Genomic DNA, 13,133 nt, shown 5'->3' with positions numbered 1-13,133 from the left:
TCTCTACAAGCTTTTTTTCATGTAGAATAATCAGGTAAGATAAACTACAAATATAGTCCCTTTCCAGGTAAAGTATAATACGGATGTTCAGATAGAATCCCTACTAAAAGAAAACCTGCCCTTCTTCTTCTTTGTTCTAAAAAAGACTAAAAATTACAACGATAATCCTGTATAATATAATGTAACAAGATAATTCGGTGGTGAAAACATGGAACATATCAAAACGTATAACAAAATGGAACATCAAGTAAAAGATAAGTTACTCATTATTGAAGGACCTATCTCCTCTTTAGAGTTAGCTAGGTACGAATTTCATCCAGATTTAAATTCCTTTCGCCCTGCACCTAACCAATTTCAAGCACTGATGGGTATTGCTGATTTACCTGATGGCCGAATTATCATTGCTAGAGAACAGAACACTATTATTGGTTATGTAACCTACCTTTACCCCGACCCCTTAGAAAGATGGTCAACCTTCCAAATGACTAATTTGATTGAACTAGGGGCTATTGAAGTAATTCCAGACTATCGAGGGGGAAAAGTGGCTTCTAATCTCCTCCATGTTTCCATGATGGATCCTTTTATGGAACATTATATTATTATTTCTACGGAATATTATTGGCACTGGGATTTAAAAGGAACCAATTTAAGTATTTGGGAATATCGCAAAGTAATGGAAAAAATGATGGCTTCTGGTGGACTACTACCTGCTCCAACGGATGACCCTGAAATTATTTCACACCCAGCGAATTGTTTAATGGTACGGATTGGTTCGAAGGTCGATGAAGCATCTATCAACCAATTTGAAAAGCTTAGATTTCTAAAACGATACCAATTACGAAGTTTTAGGGAGGGTCTGTAATGCATGTTGAAGAAATAATGAACCGTAATGTTGTGACTTTAAACCCAACCGATTCCATTGCTAAAGCACACGAATTATTAGTGGAATACAAAATTAGACATATACCAATTGTGGACAAAGATAATTTGGTTGTTGGAATAGTATCAGATCGAGATGTCCGAGACGCAAGCCCATCTATCTTTTCATCTGCTGATTCCAATAGTAATATCTTAGAGAAAGAAATCTCTTCGATTATGTCAAGCCCTGTCTTAACCGCACATCCATTAGATTTTGTTGAAGAGGTAGCTAGAATTTTTTATGACCGAGAAATTGCATGTCTACCTGTTGTTCATCATGACAAACTTGTAGGTGTGATCACGGAGAAGGATTTGCTTTATACGTTAATTCAGCTAACCGGAACCCATGTTCAAAGTTCTCATATAGAAGTGAAAGTTCCACATAAACCAGGTATATTACCTGAAGTTGCATCTATTTTTGGAAAACGAAGTGTTAACATTTCTTCTGTATTAGTTTATCCATTTAGAAATGATCCTGATTATAAAATATTAGTCTTTCGCGTTCAAACAATGAATCCACTACCTATTATCAGAGATTTACGTGTTGCAGGGTATGAGTTGATGTGGCCAAATAACATTCCGGAGCCTAGACTATGAATCCAAACATAAAATTTGTTTTTGATTATTCACTTTTAAACTATCACTTCCACGATGAACACCCTTTCAACCAGAAACGAGTAGTACTTACAAAAGATTTACTAGAAAAATCTGGCCAACTATCTGACATTCATATCATCAAACCCCGCGAAGCAGAAGATGATGAAATTCTGTTACTTCATGAACCAGCATATATTCGGGCAGTAAAATCAGCTATGACTTTATCTAAAGATGATTTAAATCGGTTTGGATTAGGTACAGAGGATACTCCCGTCTTCCCAAACATGCATAAAGCAGCTACTCAAATAGTAGGAGCAACACTCACTGCAGTGGATGCCGTATTAAAGGATGGCGCTACTAGAGCAGTGAATTTTGCAGGTGGACTGCATCATGGTTTTAAACGGAGAGCATCAGGATTTTGTATTTACAATGATGCAGCAATTGCTATTCAATACATCCGACAACACTTTCATTTAAAGGTATTATATATCGATACCGATGCCCATCATGGTGATGGCGTACAAGAGGCGTTTTATGATGACCCTAACGTTTGTACCTTTTCTATCCATGAAACAGGAAGGTATCTTTTCCCTGGCACTGGAAAGGTTACAGAACGAGGAATTAAAGAAGGACATGGATACAGCTTCAATTTACCAATAGATGCCTTCACCCAAGATAAATCTTATATCGAGAGTTATGAGACCGCTATTTGGGAAATAGCCGAATTCTTTAAACCAGATATTATCATTACTCAAAATGGTGCAGATTCCCATTTCTATGATCCATTAACACATTTATGCGGTTCTATGACTACCTTTGAAAAAATTCCCGAAGTTGCATTACAAATCAGTAATACGTATTGTAATGGAAGGTGGATTGCATTAGGCGGAGGGGGTTATGATATATGGCGAGTAGTCCCAAGAGCATGGGCACAAATCTGGAATGTTATGAAGGATGAAAAGCCGCTTCAAGGGCTTCTCCCCCCTTCATGGATCCAGGAGTGGCAAACAGAATCGCCAGTAACTTTACCTACAACATGGCACGATAAAACGGAAGAGATCCCGACGATTCCTCGTAAAAAAGAAATTGAAGAGAAAAATAAATCTAACCTAGACTACTTATTAAAGTATACAAAAGTAAAAAGAGGATAAGACATTAAAAGAATAGGAATAGGTAAAGGAAACGATAAGAGATTAATACATCTACCTTTTTAAGGAATAATTCCACATCGAGCCATTACCCAAGAAAATTACGCCTTAGATACCAGCATTCTCATCCTGGGGGCTCTACTCGTGGAGTCTACATATGTACTCAACGCACAACTCTATTAATCGTTTCTTATTTCAACCATACCATTACTTCTTACTGTCTTATCCTCTTTAACTCTCTGTATAGGATTCTTCCAAAATAACTATTTCAACTCTTCTATTTTTGCTTCGATTACTAGCACTATCATTCGGGACAAGAGGTTTTGTGTCACTATAACCGGCAATGGAGAACCTGTCTTCATCCAATTTGTTCTCATCTACTAATAGCCTAACTACACTACTTGCACGTGCTCCAGATAGCTCCCAGTTCGATGGGTATCGGTAACTAGACATTGGTACATCATCCGTATGTCCTTCTACTTTAATATCATTATTGATTTGTGATAGTAAATTTCCTACCTTTGTTAGGAAGGGGTGTGCCGATGGGAGAATATCAGCCTCTCCGGAATCAAATAAAATACTATCCTGTAACACTAATTCTACTCCACGTTCAGAACGATTAGCGGATATTACATGGTTTAGACTATGCTCGTCCAAGTATGCTTCTACTTCGTCCATCAAATTACTTAGAGAATCCTCAGCTGTATCGGAGTCTGGTTTGGACTTTTTATCATCATTAACAGGCATATCAAACTCATTTGTAGTCTGACCCTTTTCTTCCGTGCTTGTGTTTTCCGTAGGATTATCCATCGGGACAGGAGATGGGAAGAAATCAAAAATCATCCGATTCTTAAACGATTCAGAAATCGCTTCAAATTTAGCAGAGTCAATCTGAGACATAGAGAATAGTAAGATGAAAAAAACTAATATTAAAGTGACCATATCGGAGTACGTTACCATCCATTTCGGTGCACCCTTTTTTACGTTTTTTCTTCCTTCTCTACGCTTCATTTAGGCCATCCCCCACATACGAAGACCCTTCTTCGACTGCATCCTTATCCTTCGTATCATCTGTTAAAAAGGCTCCTAGCTTCTCTTCGAGTATTCGAGGATTCTGACCTGATTGAACACCAATAACACCTTCAATGATAATTTGCTTGATAAAAACCTCTTCCTCTGTTTTACTCTCTAGCTTACTTGCCATCGGTATAAATACAAGGTTAGCAAGCACCGTTCCATATAAGGTAGTTAAAAGAGCAACTGCCATACTAGGACCGAGTGTAGCGGGATCTGTCAAATTATTTAACATCAGCACTAAGCCAATTAATGTTCCAATCATTCCCCATGCTGGCGCATATTCCCCGCATTTTTCAATAATCATTCTTCCACGATAATGACGTTCCTCCATTGCCGTAATCTCAGCATTCATAATATCGTGAATTACTTCTGGTTCAATACCGTCAACGGCTAAGAGAATACCCTTTTTGATAAATGGATCATCCACGTCTTCTAATTCATTTTCTAAAGCTAATATTCCCTCGCGTCTTGCGCGTTCAGAAAGTCGAATAAATAGATTAATTAATTCAGGAAGTTTTTGTTCATTTTGATGAAAGGATTCTTTCACTACTCTTCCTGTTAATTTAATTTGGTCCATTTTAAAGTTAATTAATAATGAACCTACTACTCCACCTAATACTATTAGAATGGAAGAAATATCGAGGAACGATACAAACCCTTCTGCACCTGCATTTGATAGTATCGCCGCCATAATCATAATAAAGCCTATGGTAATGCCGATTGGAGTTAATAGATCTCTTTTTCTCATATTCCCTCTCCCCAAACTTCTGCTTCATAAACGCTATATCTTATATATCGACATTTATATTACTTTGTTGAGTTTCTTTCGACAAGACGATGTGGCAATACTACCTTTTTCTCTTCTACTTCTTCTTTGTTCATATATTTAGTCAATAGACGCATCGCTACAGCACCAATATCATACATTGGCTGCACAACAGTAGATAAGGTAGGGCGAACCATATTAGCTAATTTTGTATTATCAAATCCAAAGACTTCTAAGTCCTCTGGAACACGATATCCTAAATCTTGTGCACCATGGATTGCACCAAGGGCAATAGCATCTGAAGCTGCAAATACTGCAGTAGGCTTTTGTGATAAGCTCATAAATTGCTCAACTGCTTTGATTCCAGATTCGTACGTGTAATCACCATTTACAACATAATCTGCAACAGGCTCAATCAATGCTTCTTTTAAAGCACGTAAATAGCCTTGATATTTTAACTGATTAATGGTTTCTTCTTCATTACCATTAATAAACGCCAAACGTTTATTTCCTTTATCAATTAAATTTTTTGCTGCTTCATATGCAGCAACTTCATAATCAATATTGACTGAAGGAGTAGCTTCTGTACCATCATAGGTAGCAGCTAATACTACTGGAACGGAAGCAGTTGAAAATTGGTGGATATGCTCTTGTGTTATATTTCCACCCATAAAGATAATTCCATCTACTTGTTTTTCAAGCATCGTATTAATTAATTGAAGCTCTTTATCCTTATTTTGATCAGAATTACTCAAGATAATATTGTATTTATACATTGTCGCTATATCTTCAATTCCTCGCGCTAATTCTGCAAAAAATATACTAGAAATATCTGGAATAATCGCGCCTACAGTTGTAGTCTTTTTACTAGCTAGCCCACGTGCGACTGCATTTGGACGATAGCCCAATCGCTCTATCGTTGCCAATACCTTCTTTCTAGTTGTTGGTTTTACATTAGGGTTACCATTTACAACACGGGAAACGGTTGCCATGGAAACATTTGCCTCTCTTGCTACATCATATATTGTAACTGTCATTTTATAACCTCCTAATTCCGTTCCATTCGACATGAAATATTCTATTAACAATCATACTCTACCGCGATAAAAAACACAAAAAATTTAACAGCAGCATAACCAGCCGCGTAGAATAGAGACTGGCTAAGCTATAAGAAATGGAGACATATCCCCTTTATTGAGGTATGTCGACATAAGTTGCTGGTGTTGCATGTCAACTCCTCTCCTTCTTAGTCGATATTGACTATATTAAAAGTGAATGAGCTATAATACATGCTGGTACTTATGCAACAAGAAAGAGAGCTTGACCCCAATTGAATCAAACTCTTCTAGCCAATAGATGAAGTGTATTTAGATAACTCTTGTAAGAAGTTTTCAAACATCTCAATATCCATTTGCTGTCTAGAATCAGATAGTGCAACTGCAGGGTCGGGGTGAACCTCTGCCATAATACCGTCCGCTCCAATCGCTAAAGCTGCCTTTGCAGTTGGTATTAATAAATCTCTTCTACCTGTTGAGTGTGTCACGTCAACCATTACAGGTAAATGTGTCTCTTGCTTCAATATCGGTACTGCAGATATATCTAATGTATTTCTAGTCGCTGTTTCATACGTGCGTATTCCTCGTTCACATAGAATAATATTTCCATTTCCTCGAGAAATTATATACTCTGCTGCATTGATAAATTCTGAAATTGTTGCGGACAATCCTCGCTTTAATAAGACTGGCTTATCAACCTCTCCTGCCGCCTTCAGTAATTCAAAATTTTGCATGTTTCTTGCCCCAATTTGAATTACATCAACATAATTAAGAGCAGTTTCAATATGAGCGGGATTGACGATTTCACTAACTACTGCTAGATCAAATTCATCTGCCACCTGTCTAAGAATTTTCAGCCCCTCGAGCCCTAACCCTTGAAAATCATATGGGGAAGTTCTTGGTTTAAATGCTCCACCCCGAAACAGTTTTATGCCATTCGCTTTAACAGCCTTTGCGACTTCTCTCACTTGATCATAGCTTTCTACTGCACAAGGACCCATAACGTAATGAGTCGCTCCATCGCCAACTTTTTCCCCTTTAATGTCGATGACGGTATTCTCAGGCTTACGCTTCCGAGAAACTAACAATTCTTTACGATGATCATCCTCAATTAACTCTAATCCAGCCTTAAATATTTCTTTAAAAATATGTTCAATGGTTGAATTATCAAATGGACCATTATTATGTTGAATTAAATGATCTAACATTTCTCTTTCTCTTACAGGATCAAAACGCTTCATCCCTTGGTTATTTTTGATATGACCAATTTGCTTTACAATAGCTGCTCGTAAATTCACAAGTTCAAGTATTTGTAAGTTAACATCATCAAGTCGATGCCTTAATTGGTCTAGTTCATTGTGATTCATGTATATGCCTCCTGAAAGGAAAACTACAATTAGAATAGATTCTTCTACTTAATGTGACCCAATTATAGCTAATAATTTTCTCTTTGTCATCTTAAAGTTTATAATAATAGTAGATTTAGTTAGAATGACGATGGTATATCAATAGCTATCAATTTAGGGGGATTTACATAATGAAAGAAGATTACATATTTGCTTTAGATATAGGTACCCGTTCCGTTACGGGAGTAATTTTAGAAAAAAATGACTCTACGTATACACTAATTGATTATTGTATGAAAGAGCATAAGGTTCGATCGATGTTGGATGGGCAAATCCATCATGTGGAAGAAGTAGCTAACGTCATCAATGAAGTGAAGGTAATGTTAGAGGCTTCCCATGGACCATTACGTAAAGTTTGTGTAGCTGCAGCTGGTAGATCACTTAAAACGATCACATCCTCTGCTATACTGGAACTAAATCAACAACCAATTACTGAGCATGAGACAATCAAGCACTTAGAGTTAAGTGCAGTACATGCTGCACAACAAAAGATCTCTTCTGATGAAACTGGTCATGATTTTTCTAACTATTATTGTGTAGGTTATTCCGTGCTCCATTACAAAATTGATGAGGAGCGAATTGGTTCCCTAATAGATCAAATTGGTAACCATGCATCAGTAGAAATTATTGCGACATTTTTACCTAGAGTAGTGGTCGAATCTTTACTTTCAGCACTGAACCGCGTGAATTTGGAAATGGATGCTTTAACACTAGAACCTATTGCCGCAATTCAAGTGTTAATACCTGAATCCATGAGACGTTTAAATGTCGCGTTAGTAGATATTGGTGCAGGTACTAGTGATATCGCCATCACCAACACCGGTACGGTCGTTGCCTATGGCATGGTACCTATTGCTGGGGATGAGATTACAGAAGCGGTAAGTGATACATATTTATTAGATTTCCCATTAGCTGAAGTAACGAAACGACAAATAGTAACGGAGGGTAGTGCTACTGTAGCAGATATATTAGGATTTGAAACTACGATAACTTATGAGAATTTGGTAGCTGATATTGACAATAGCATTGATCGATTAGCTTCTGCCATTGCCAAGGAAATATTGCAATTAAATGGGGCACAGCCTAAAGCTGTTATGTTAGTAGGAGGCGGTAGTCAAACCCCAGATCTCACTACCCGGCTGGCAAATAAACTTCAGTTACCAGCAAATCGAGTAGCTATTCGAGATATTGATGCAATCCAAGTTTTAAATAAAACGGATAATCTTCCAAAAGGACCCGATTTTGTTACACCAATTGGAATTGCTATAGCAGCCAAACAAAATCCGATTCATTATATTTCACTGAAGGTGAACGAACAAACCATTAGAATGTTTGAATTGAAGCAATTAACTATTGGAGACTGTTTAGTCCAAGCCGGAATAGAAATCAATAAACTATACGGTAAACCAGGAATGGCATCGATTATTTCACTAAATGGCAAACAAATTACATTACCAGGAGAATTTGGAGGGGCACCGACTATCCTGTTAAATAATGAACTAGCAACTGTAGATAGCTTCGTACAGAATGGTGATACAATTGACATCACGAAAGGAGCAGATGGCAACCAGCCGATTGTCAAATTACAGGAGCTTGTTGGTGATTTACCACCAGTCAAAATTAAATATAATGAAACGACTTTTGAATTAAAATCTACCTACTATGTCAATAACTCACTTCAAACTAAGGATTACATTATTCAAGACCGTGATATTATTGAAATACGTACACCGAGAACGATTAAAGACTTTTTCACTATGGTTAGTACCGAAAAACTCCCTGAAGAAAAAGAATTTATTTTGTATGTAAACAAGCAAAGAATTAATTTAGGTGTCGCGGAAAATCAAATCTTAATCAATGAGAAACCTGCTACACTTCACAATAAGCTAAAAGAGAATGATCATTTAACAGTTTTACCAAAAACGATTCCTACCGTTAACACATTGCTTCAAGCTATTAAAAAGGAATATTACTTTGAAATAACGGTTTTGTTTAATCAGCAAACTGTTACCCTTATTCAGCCACAACTTATAATAAAACGTGGTAAGCAACGATTAGATTTAGATGATGAACTATATCCAAATGACCAGATTTTCATTGAAGAAAAGAACATTGAACCGTTTGTATTCCAAGATGTTTTTCGCTTTGTAGATATTGATTTGTCTAACGCAAATGGAAATTTCGTATTAACGAAAAATGATCAGCCTACTACTTTTTATGAACAAATTATAGCCGGTGATAGATTGGCTATTGTTTGGGGATAAATCAATCGCCAATTAAATCAAGAAAGGCCGAACTAATTCCATTCTTTAATCAAATGGGAATTAGTTCGGCCTTTTCATTCTGAAGAAATTTTTTGGGCGTCTATATACCTCTGAACTTAACTAATTAGTACTGTACTTCAAATGTAATGCTGTTCTATTATGAGATCTTCTTCATGTTTATTTCTTTAAATAATTTAATCGAGTAGGGTTAATCATTACCCTTTGTTGTGGACCCACTTCTATTTATTGATTTTGCTCTACAGCATCGCCTTTAGAAGTATCCTCTGCCGCGCTCTTCTCTGTTTTACGTAGATCCTGTATTTTGTTTTGAACATTGGAGGTAATTTCTTGTGTTTTTTGTTTTAATTCAGAGCCCTTTTCAGTCGCAATTTCTTTCCATTCCAAGCCTTTAGCTTGTGCAACATCTTTCCATTCGGTAGCGCGCTCACGTACTTGTTGAGCCCCTTCATTTATATCCCCACGTAATTCTTTTCCAGACTTTGGAGCGAATAATAAAGCTAGACCGGCTCCTACTGCTGCACCAATTACTGCACCAACTACAAAATCTCTACCATTATTATCTGCCATCTAAATCTTCCTCCCTTTACTTTCTCTTTTTTATGAAATCAAATAGTGCGGCACCCCATGTTACGGCTTGTGATGCCTTATCTTGATTCTCTGCCATCGATCTAGAAATACTTGATGAAAATTGTTTTAAAGTTTGATTAAAATCTTGCACGGTTTCTCCAATTCCCTTTACTCCATCGAACAAACCATCTAGTTTAGCCGTTTTTTGATTGACATCCTCTGCAAGTGCATTTGTTTTGTGTAATAATTCCGTTGTCTCGGTTGTAATACCTTGCATTTGCTTCTCAAGACCTTCAAGCGTATTCGCAACATTATTTAGTGTGCGCGTTGAAGCCTTTAGTGTCATTGCCAAATATACTACTAGCACTGCAAAAGCAACTGCAGCAATAAGAGCAGCAATATATAATATTACTTCCATCTGATAACCATCCCTTCCATGTATAATTGCCAATATGCATGTGCTTGTACATATTAAGAGATTCCCTCATTTTTCGACATTTAAACATTGGCATTATATCTTTAGCTCTATCTTAGTATATCTCCATTATAGGGTTTTCTATCATAAAATTCGACTGATTTGTAGCAGATAATTCTAATAGATGTATTATTTTCCTATCAAAAAGCGAATGGAACAGGGGCTAATTACCATCTTTTACCTTAATTTTTTCTAAAAAAAGTCTGTTGCTATAGCAACAGACTTTTTTTAGTTGTATCCATTTATTTAGCAGATAATGCATCCTCATAGGCATGCTGGAATTTTTGAATATCACCAGCACCCATGAAGATTAACACACTATCTTCATGCTTCATTAATTCTTTAACTTTCTCGAGTTCGAGAATGATACTATTTGGTATCAATTTTTGCAAATCGTTAATCGTTAATTGTCCACTATCTTCCCTAGCAGATGCAAAAATCTCACATAAATAAATAGAATCCGCTTCATTTAGACTGTCTGCAAATTCTTGTAAAAAAGTCTTAGTCCTTGTAAAGGTATGCGGTTGGAAAATAGCAACTACCTCTTTATTAGGATATTTCTTCCTAGCAGATTCTATAGTAGCCGTAATTTCTCTAGGATGGTGTGCATAATCATCAATAATGATTTGGTTGCTGATTTTCTTTTCGCTAAAACGACGTTTAACACCCTTAAAGGTACTAATATGTTTCATCGCATCTGCATCCATACCTTCATAATGGCAAATCGCTATAACTGCTAGTGCATTTAATACATGATGATTCCCATACATTGGAATGGTAAATGTATCATAATACGTATTCCGAACAAATACATCGAATTTTGTACCCTCTTCTGTTTCCTTCACATTTTGGGCTTGGAAATCATTTGTTGGTAAAAATCCGTAATAAACTACTGGCACCTTCGCTTGAATTTGCTGTAGTTTTTCATCATCTCCACAAGCGATTATACCCTTTTTAACATTATCAGCCATAGACTGAAATGCATCAAATACATCATTGATACTTGAAAAGTAATCAGGGTGATCAAAATCGATATTGGTCATGATTGCATAATCTGGTTCATAACTAAGAAAATGTCTACGATACTCACATGCTTCAAATACAAAGTAATTGCTATCTACATGTCCATTTCCAGTTCCGTCACCAATAAGATATGAAATTGGATAGGATGAATTTAGAACATGTGCTAATAATCCTGTCGTAGAGGTTTTACCATGAGCTCCCGTTACGGCAATACTCGTATATTGCTTCAACCATTCTCCTAGGAATTCATGATAACGGTAGAAAACTAACCCTTTACGTTTTGCCTCTTGGATTTCAACATGTTCATCTGAAAACGCATTACCTGCAATAATCGTTAAACCATCAGTAATATTCTCCTTTGAAAAAGGATAAATCGGTATGTTTTTTGATTCAAGAGCTTCCTGGGTGAAAAATTGCTTTTCCACATCTGAGCCTTGCACTTTTTCTCCAGAATCATGAAGAATTTGTGCTAAAGCACTCATTCCAGTACCCTTTATACCAATAAAATGGTAAGTTGTCATAAAAAAGAACCTCCAACTATATGTGTAAGAACAACACGGGATGTGCATACTTTCCGAACAATAGCACCTAGTCGTTTACTACTAAATAAATTGTAATAACATTAAATAATTATACCAAATATAATGTAGTTATAAAATAGTTATTTCGATGTATCATAACCACTAGAACGTATTTAAGCCTTATGATATTCCACTTTTTCTAGTCGTGGATTAGGACGATAACGTCGGCCATTTTTTGCTTCTGGAGACCCATTTAATAATACATTATCACCAGTAAAGCCAATATCTTGCTGCAGTAAACTTCTACCTACACCATAGGTATTAACCGGAACACCTAACGATTCAAAATATCGGATTTTCTCTTCAGTGAACCCACCTGTCGCAACGATTTCAACATGTTGAAATCCGTTGTCGTCAAGCGCCTTTCTTAGGGCAAATACAAGTTCAGGATTTACTCCTCTTGGATCAAACGCCCCCATAACATGATGATTTCGGAGAAAATATTTATCCACTAATGTATTGGAAGTATCCAGACGAACACCTTTAAGCTTTTCACCGAATGCACGTGCAACTTTTAATGAATCGGTAATAACATCATTATTATAATCGACGAGTGCTACTAAATCATCATTAGGGTATACTTCATGGTATGCCTCCATCGCTGCAACAACATCACCTTTAAACATTTGAATCAGTGCATGTGGCATCGTACCCATACCTTCTTTGCCCCACCACTCATTCATGGCGTGTGTTGCTTGAGCAGTAGAACCACCTATAAATGCCGCATAACCATCCCCGGCTTGCGTTGTATAATGGTCATCACGGTCCCCCATGAAAATAACTGGCTTCTGCTTACCAGACGATCTTGCCGCTTTTACAACATTATATACATTTGTAGCAATAGATGTTCTTCTAGCCAAAATCCCATCAATAATCCCTTCTAAGTAACCAAACTCCTGGTAAGGGCCTGAGATAGTAAGTACCGTTTCAAATGGGCTAATTTTATCCCCATCTTTTAAGGAATGTATTTCTAGCTTTTCTGGATGATCTGCAAAGGTATGAACGAGTGCAATTGCTTCGTCTGTTCCACAAAGTACAGCATCCTTCTTTTGGAAGAATTGCATTGTTACATGATTATTCGGCACCTTTTTCTCAACTATTTCTTTCGTCTTTAAAAAATAAACTGCTGAAAACCAGCCTTCTTTAATTCGTTTATCAAATTTAAACGTTTTATTTGTTAAACGGTCTATTTGACCGCTTAGCTTTTGTTCTATCTCTTTCATAGTAGTCTCCTT

General features: G+C 36.7%; 12 protein-coding genes. 4 read left to right on the top strand and 8 right to left on the bottom strand.

Features of this window, described 5'->3' with window-relative positions:
- Positions 1–208 precede the first annotated feature (208 nt).
- Genes KGF86_RS17605 through KGF86_RS17595 form a run of 3 tightly spaced genes read left to right on the top strand, consistent with a single transcriptional unit; the run spans position 209 to position 2,666 of the window.
- Positions 209–862, top strand: coding sequence for a GNAT family N-acetyltransferase (locus KGF86_RS17605; RefSeq protein WP_186871331.1), 654 nt, complete (start codon positions 209–211; stop codon positions 860–862).
- The gene (locus KGF86_RS17600) at positions 862–1,515 is read left to right on the top strand and encodes an acetoin utilization AcuB family protein (protein WP_211742588.1); all 654 of its coding nucleotides are present in this window, start codon (positions 862–864) and stop codon (positions 1,513–1,515) included. Before KGF86_RS17605 ends, KGF86_RS17600 begins: the two co-directional genes overlap by 1 nt.
- Positions 1,512–2,666: an acetoin utilization protein AcuC gene (locus KGF86_RS17595; protein ID WP_186871329.1), complete on the top strand. Its 1,155-nt coding sequence runs from the start codon at positions 1,512–1,514 to the stop codon at positions 2,664–2,666. The genes KGF86_RS17600 and KGF86_RS17595 overlap by 4 nt, the downstream gene beginning before the upstream one ends.
- A gap of 228 nt (positions 2,667–2,894) precedes the next feature.
- Here KGF86_RS17595 and motS read toward each other — a convergent pair whose 3' ends face one another.
- The 4 genes from motS to KGF86_RS17575 all read right to left on the bottom strand — a co-directional run bounded on the left by motS (position 2,895) and on the right by KGF86_RS17575 (position 6,928).
- Positions 2,895–3,674: a flagellar motor protein MotS gene (gene motS / locus KGF86_RS17590; protein ID WP_186871328.1), complete on the bottom strand. Its 780-nt coding sequence runs from the start codon at positions 3,672–3,674 to the stop codon at positions 2,895–2,897.
- Positions 3,664–4,488: a flagellar motor protein MotP gene (gene motP / locus KGF86_RS17585; RefSeq protein ID WP_211742587.1), complete on the bottom strand. Its 825-nt coding sequence runs from the start codon at positions 4,486–4,488 to the stop codon at positions 3,664–3,666. Before motP ends, motS begins: the two co-directional genes overlap by 11 nt.
- A 59-nt stretch (positions 4,489–4,547) precedes the next feature.
- Entirely contained in the window at positions 4,548–5,543 is a 996-nt protein-coding gene (gene ccpA, locus KGF86_RS17580) for a catabolite control protein A (RefSeq protein WP_211742586.1), read from the bottom strand.
- A 308-nt stretch (positions 5,544–5,851) separates the two neighbouring features.
- Positions 5,852–6,928: a bifunctional 3-deoxy-7-phosphoheptulonate synthase/chorismate mutase gene (locus KGF86_RS17575; RefSeq protein ID WP_186871325.1), complete on the bottom strand. Its 1,077-nt coding sequence runs from the start codon at positions 6,926–6,928 to the stop codon at positions 5,852–5,854.
- 170 nt (positions 6,929–7,098) lie between these two features.
- Between KGF86_RS17575 and KGF86_RS17570 the strand changes: the two genes are divergently transcribed.
- On the top strand, positions 7,099–9,231 hold the full coding sequence (locus tag KGF86_RS17570) for a cell division protein FtsA (protein WP_211742585.1): 2,133 nt from the start codon (positions 7,099–7,101) through the stop codon (positions 9,229–9,231).
- Between the two features lie 243 nt (positions 9,232–9,474).
- Here the strand turns inward: KGF86_RS17570 and KGF86_RS17565 are convergent, their stop codons facing one another.
- From KGF86_RS17565 to KGF86_RS17550, 4 genes are all read right to left on the bottom strand, one after another.
- Positions 9,475–9,819 carry a YtxH domain-containing protein gene (locus KGF86_RS17565; RefSeq protein ID WP_211742584.1) on the bottom strand — a complete coding sequence of 115 codons (345 nt, stop codon included), beginning with the start codon at positions 9,817–9,819 and terminating at the stop codon, positions 9,475–9,477.
- A gap of 16 nt (positions 9,820–9,835) precedes the next feature.
- Positions 9,836–10,237: a DUF948 domain-containing protein gene (locus KGF86_RS17560; RefSeq protein WP_211742583.1), complete on the bottom strand. Its 402-nt coding sequence runs from the start codon at positions 10,235–10,237 to the stop codon at positions 9,836–9,838.
- 299 nt (positions 10,238–10,536) lie between these two features.
- Entirely contained in the window at positions 10,537–11,838 is a 1,302-nt protein-coding gene (gene murC / locus KGF86_RS17555; protein ID WP_186871321.1) for a UDP-N-acetylmuramate--L-alanine ligase, read from the bottom strand.
- 173 nt (positions 11,839–12,011) lie between these two features.
- Positions 12,012–13,121 carry a nicotinate phosphoribosyltransferase gene (locus KGF86_RS17550; RefSeq protein ID WP_186871320.1) on the bottom strand — a complete coding sequence of 370 codons (1,110 nt, stop codon included), beginning with the start codon at positions 13,119–13,121 and terminating at the stop codon, positions 12,012–12,014.
- Positions 13,122–13,133: the final 12 nt, after the last annotated feature.

The sequence above is a fragment of the Ornithinibacillus massiliensis genome (assembly GCF_018310345.1).
GTDB classification, from domain to species: Bacteria; Bacillota; Bacilli; order Bacillales; family Amphibacillaceae; genus Ornithinibacillus; species Ornithinibacillus massiliensis.
This window is presented reverse-complemented; position numbering and strand designations above follow the sequence as displayed.

Excerpts from the sequence above, each read along its gene's own strand:
- KGF86_RS17595 (WP_186871329.1), top strand. The coding sequence starts at position 1,512 with ATGAATCCAAACATAAAATTTGTTTTTGATTATTCACTTTTAAACTAT.
- murC (WP_186871321.1), bottom strand. The coding sequence starts at position 11,838 with ATGACAACTTACCATTTTATTGGTATAAAGGGTACTGGAATGAGTGCT.
- KGF86_RS17550 (WP_186871320.1), bottom strand. The coding sequence starts at position 13,121 with ATGAAAGAGATAGAACAAAAGCTAAGCGGTCAAATAGACCGTTTAACA.
- KGF86_RS17605 (WP_186871331.1), top strand. The coding sequence starts at position 209 with ATGGAACATATCAAAACGTATAACAAAATGGAACATCAAGTAAAAGAT.
- motP (WP_211742587.1), bottom strand. The coding sequence starts at position 4,488 with ATGAGAAAAAGAGATCTATTAACTCCAATCGGCATTACCATAGGCTTT.
- KGF86_RS17560 (WP_211742583.1), bottom strand. The coding sequence starts at position 10,237 with ATGGAAGTAATATTATATATTGCTGCTCTTATTGCTGCAGTTGCTTTT.
- ccpA (WP_211742586.1), bottom strand. The coding sequence starts at position 5,543 with ATGACAGTTACAATATATGATGTAGCAAGAGAGGCAAATGTTTCCATG.
- KGF86_RS17570 (WP_211742585.1), top strand. The coding sequence starts at position 7,099 with ATGAAAGAAGATTACATATTTGCTTTAGATATAGGTACCCGTTCCGTT.
- KGF86_RS17575 (WP_186871325.1), bottom strand. The coding sequence starts at position 6,928 with ATGAATCACAATGAACTAGACCAATTAAGGCATCGACTTGATGATGTT.
- motS (WP_186871328.1), bottom strand. The coding sequence starts at position 3,674 with ATGAAGCGTAGAGAAGGAAGAAAAAACGTAAAAAAGGGTGCACCGAAA.
- KGF86_RS17600 (WP_211742588.1), top strand. The coding sequence starts at position 862 with ATGCATGTTGAAGAAATAATGAACCGTAATGTTGTGACTTTAAACCCA.
- KGF86_RS17565 (WP_211742584.1), bottom strand. The coding sequence starts at position 9,819 with ATGGCAGATAATAATGGTAGAGATTTTGTAGTTGGTGCAGTAATTGGT.